Genomic DNA, 3,323 nt, shown 5'->3' on the forward strand with positions numbered 1-3,323 from the left:
GTGTGGCCCCTCACATGCGTACGCACGCGCTACATGTGCGGCATGTTGTAGTACCGGGCGAACTGTTCCAGGTAGGTCGGGTCGCCGCCGTGCTTGGCCTCGTCGAATTCGGGGGCGTCCTTGATCTGCTCCTTGGTCCGGTCGACGTAGACCTTCTCCTCGACCGTGTCGATCATGTTGATCGTCCCGGCGGGCAGCAGCACGTGCTTGCCGAAGATCCACACCCCGGTGTCGACGACGAGGTACGAAGCGCCGACTTCCTCGGAGTGCTTGCTGATCTTACCGATGCTGCCGTCCTTGGCCTCGACCTTGTAGCCGACGATGTCGGTGCCCCGCTGGTACCCGGTGTCCGGTCGGTAGCCCCAGATGTCGAATTCAGTCACAGCCGATCCTTCCGCATGGGATGTCACGTCCTCGGAGTTCGTCACTGAACGTACGACTGTGTTTGCCGGTCTGCGACTCGGGCACCCCCCTTCGGGTAATCGCCCCCTTGCCCGGTGCACCGGACGCGTCGAGTGGTAGCCCGGAAGTCCGAGGACATAGGTGCCGCAGTAGCACCGGTTGGAAGACGTGGGACTCGTGGGAGGCAGGCAATGAAGGGGTAGACCTGCACGGTAGGGGAGTTTGCCACCGGTAGTTGATTACGGCCTCGGGCGGTCCGTCGGTCCGCCGGCGAACCGACGAGGCTCAGCTGAGACGGAAAGCACGCTTCATGCCACGTCCGTTCGTGAATGATTGCGGCGGGCGTCCCTCGACCGCGGCCCGCATCCTGATCGACGTCGGGGAAGGCAGCGCCTTCGCCACCGCAGGCCACCTCGCCGCCGCCGCCGACGGTCCGGGCCTGCCACTCGGGGGCGGTCCGTGCGCGCGGTATCCGCGCCAGGGTGCGTGTCCGGCAGGTCTGGCGGGTGTTTGCCTGCGAGGATCGTTCAGCTGGAGTCGGGGATCCACGGTGACGTGACGTCCCTTGTGGCTCCGCCCCGCATGCCCCCGGTCGGCACCCCCCCCCCGCCGACTGGGGCAGGCCCCGGCCGGCCCACCCCCCCCGGCTGGTCGGGGCTCTTCGGCTCGGAGCGGGCGCTCTCCCCGTAGGGCCTGCTCGGTACCCGCGAGGTCACCCTCGCTTGAGAAGGGCCTGTCCCCGGGCCCGACCCGTGCCTGTGGGGAAGACCGTTCGGCTGAAGCCCCTCGGAGCCTTCCGCCGCGCTTCGGTGCGGCTCAGGGGTTCCCTTCAAGGTGCTGCACCCGTGTCGTGTCGTCTCATGGGCGTGGTATTCGGACCGTCGGCGCGAGTGGAGCCCGCAGGAGGTCTCGCCAGTCGGCAGGCCAATTGGCCAGCGCCAGGATGCCCATGAGGAGAAGGTGGGTCGGCGCGGCCCAGCTCTCCACCGCCGGGTCGTGGTTGACGACGTGGGTGGTGACCGCGCCGGTGAGCACGAACATCAGCGCCGTGGCACCCAGGAAGCGTGTGCGCTTGTCGGGGATCACCAGCAGGACGGCGGCTGCACCTTCCAGGGCACCGACCACGAAGCGCATCCAGGCCGGGTAACCCCAGTCGACGAACTTCGCGGAGTACGCCGAGCTGAAAATCGTGTCACCCGGCCAGTACTTGGTCACCGCGCCCAGCGCGAACTCAAAGGCCAGGAACCAGTACAGACCGGTCATGAGTCGCTTCGACATGCTTGTCCCTTCGGAAGAACGGGGCAGGGTCAGGCCTCCGCACGGCGATTGCGGTGCCGTCGGACTCTTTGCTTTCGGGCCCGGATGCCGCATCGGCGCCTGTTCGCCGGCCGATCGGTACGACAGGGCCGGCGGTCAGGACAGGCGGGGGGCGAGCGACGCAGCCGCCTCCCAGGAGAACCCGTCCGGGTCGGTGAAGGCCTCGGCGGTGCTGCCGAGGACGATGCGGTGCGAGCCGGTGCCGTCGGCGGGGACGCCGAGGTCCTTGGCAAGGGCACGGCGCTTGTACAGCGCCAGCTTGATGGGGCTGGACTGGCCGGGAGCGAACTCCGCGTACTTGCCACCGAAGCTCTTGGCCACGGTCAGTCCCCGGCCGATGTAGAACTGCTTGGTGGCCTTCACGTCCTCGACGCCCATCAGCAGGACGACCTCGTCGATCTCGCGGGTGGCGGGGCCGGTGTCCTTCTTCGCCGAGGTCGCGATCTTCCAGATCGTTCCGTCCGGGGTCCGGACGACGCCGCCGTAGCCCCACAGCGACTTCGCGGCGGGCTTCAGCACCGTGGCGCCGGCGTCCGCGGCGGCGCCGACGAAGCTGTCGACGGTCGCCGGCCCGGCCACCGTGAGCGCGAGGGTGAAGCCGCGGAATCCGGTGGAGTGGGTCTCGGACGGCCGCAGGCGTACGTACGTGTCCATGCCGAAGGCGCTGTAGAAGCGGCGAGCGGCCTCGGGGTCGGCCACCTCAAGAGTGACGGACGCGAGGGATGTGTGGGCTGCGGTGGAGCTCGTGGTTGCCATGACCATCACGCTAGGGGCTGCGCGGCGGCCGGGGCTTCTCGATTCCTGACCGGTCTTGCAACGCCCGCGGGTCCGACCGGCGCCACTTCGACGACACGGCCTCGGGCTGTGTGAACCAACCTTCCACGTGTCCTGACCGCGGTCCGGGCGGCTCACGACCGGGGTAGGAAGCGCGCACGGCCCGCCCCGCGACCACCGCGTGATCGGGAAATCCGGCGTCCGAGGTCCGCGGTCCCGCAGCATGGGGCCATGAGCGACAGCGCGATCACCTACACCCTGTACATCCAGGCCGATCCCGCCAGGGTCTGGCAGGCCCTCACCGAGCCCGCCTTCACCCGCCGGTACTGGGGCCTGAGCTTCGAGACCGACTGGGCGGTGGGCTCGCCGATGGCCTGGGTCGAGCGGGGGGCCCGTACCAGCGACCCCGAACAAGTGGTTCTCGACTGCGTCCCGGACCGCCTGCTCTCCTACACGTGGCACACCTTCACCCCGCAGTGGGCGGCCGCGGTCGGGATCGGTGAGGACCTGCGGGCCGAACTGGCGAAGGAGCGCCGTACGAAGGTGACGTACGAGATCGAGCCCGTCGGCGACACCCTCGCGCGGCTGACCATCCTGCACGAGGACTTCCAACCGGGCGGCACCCTCATCGGCATGTGCGGACGGGCCTGGCCGATGCTCGCGTCCAGCCTCAAGACCCTGCTGGAGACCGGGGCCCCGCTGCCGGAGGCGGAGCAGGAGGCGGGCGCGGGCTGAGGCGTGCCCCGGCGAGCCCGGACCCGGCCCCCGCGGCGGGCCCCGCGGGCCCCGCCCGCGGCCCCGCGCGACCCCGCCCCCCCCCCCCCCCCCCC

Annotated in this window: 4 protein-coding genes; 1 reads left to right on the forward strand and 3 read right to left on the reverse strand. The window is 69.9% G+C overall.

Features of this window, described 5'->3' with window-relative positions; genetic code table 11:
- Positions 1-29: 29 nt before the first annotated feature.
- The 3 genes from ACWGIU_RS33380 to ACWGIU_RS33390 form a co-directional block, all read right to left on the reverse strand.
- Complete coding sequence (locus tag ACWGIU_RS33380; protein ID WP_453711851.1) at positions 30-383, reverse strand: PRC-barrel domain-containing protein; 354 nt, start codon at positions 381-383, stop codon at positions 30-32.
- A gap of 877 nt (positions 384-1,260) precedes the next feature.
- Positions 1,261-1,680: a DoxX family protein gene (locus ACWGIU_RS33385; protein WP_453711852.1), complete on the reverse strand. Its 420-nt coding sequence runs from the start codon at positions 1,678-1,680 to the stop codon at positions 1,261-1,263.
- 135 nt (positions 1,681-1,815) lie between these two features.
- A complete protein-coding gene (locus ACWGIU_RS33390; protein ID WP_453711853.1) occupies positions 1,816-2,481 on the reverse strand; it encodes a glyoxalase in 666 nt (221 codons plus the stop codon).
- A 243-nt stretch (positions 2,482-2,724) separates the two neighbouring features.
- Here ACWGIU_RS33390 and ACWGIU_RS33395 point away from each other — a divergent pair, with 243 nt between their 5' ends.
- Entirely contained in the window at positions 2,725-3,228 is a 504-nt protein-coding gene (locus ACWGIU_RS33395) for an SRPBCC family protein (RefSeq protein ID WP_453711854.1), read from the forward strand.
- Positions 3,229-3,323 lie beyond the last annotated feature (95 nt).

The sequence above is a fragment of the Streptomyces sp. NPDC054840 genome, assembly GCF_053611065.1.

Coding starts and splice junctions, on each gene's coding strand:
- ACWGIU_RS33385 (WP_453711852.1), bottom strand. CDS start 1,680: ATGTCGAAGCGACTCATGACCGGTCTGTACTGGTTCCTGGCCTTTGAG.
- ACWGIU_RS33390 (WP_453711853.1), bottom strand. CDS start 2,481: ATGGTCATGGCAACCACGAGCTCCACCGCAGCCCACACATCCCTCGCG.
- ACWGIU_RS33395 (WP_453711854.1), top strand. CDS start 2,725: ATGAGCGACAGCGCGATCACCTACACCCTGTACATCCAGGCCGATCCC.